The organism is Bacillus sp. P4_D3 (assembly GCF_056401855.1).
In genome coordinates, this window is the sequence record NZ_JBFUIN010001324.1 from 1 (window position 1) to 551 (window position 551).

Below are 551 nucleotides of genomic sequence, written 5' to 3' on the forward strand. Positions count from 1 at the left end.
AAAGAGTAAGCCATTACCAAATATATAGTGATAAAATGAAAATAGCGAGGTGAAAAAAATAAATAGAGAGTAAGGGGGGAGTAACATGAAAGCAACAGGAATTATTCGAAAAGTAGATGAATTGGGACGGATAGTTATTCCTAAAGAATTACGAGATGTATTAGGAATACAAATTAAATCACCACTTGAAATTTTTGTAGAAGAAGACAAAGTCATTTTACAAAAATATCAACCTTACAATGCTTGTCAAATAACAGGTGATGTTTCAGACCAAAATATTTCATTAGCAAATGGAAGCATTACTGTTAGTATAGAAGGCGCAAAACATGTAATAAAAGAAATTGAGCAGTTTTTGAACAAGAGTGAGATTTAGTCTTAATTTATTATTCTTTTGAAAAACTGAAAAAGAAAAGGACCATAATGGTCTTATCCCTGTCAAGTAGACAATATTAAAAAGACTAAGCAGCCATCGAGATTCGATATTCTATCGGAGCTCGGTGGTTGAGTCGTTTTTGGAACCGTTTATAGTTATAAAAATAAATATACTCTTC

Annotated in this window: 2 protein-coding genes; one reads left to right on the forward strand and one right to left on the reverse strand. The window is 31.2% G+C overall.

What is annotated here, in order from left to right:
* Nucleotides 1-85: 85 nt before the first annotated feature.
* Nucleotides 86-373, forward strand: a complete 288-nt coding sequence (locus AC1DTM_RS31115; RefSeq protein WP_002148618.1) for an AbrB/MazE/SpoVT family DNA-binding domain-containing protein — start codon at nt 86-88, stop codon at nt 371-373.
* 85 nt (nt 374-458) lie between these two features.
* On the opposite strand, the gene AC1DTM_RS31120 is transcribed toward AC1DTM_RS31115, so the two are convergent.
* The coding region (locus tag AC1DTM_RS31120) for an IS3 family transposase (protein ID WP_131798968.1) at nt 459-551 on the reverse strand (93 nt) is incomplete at its 5' end.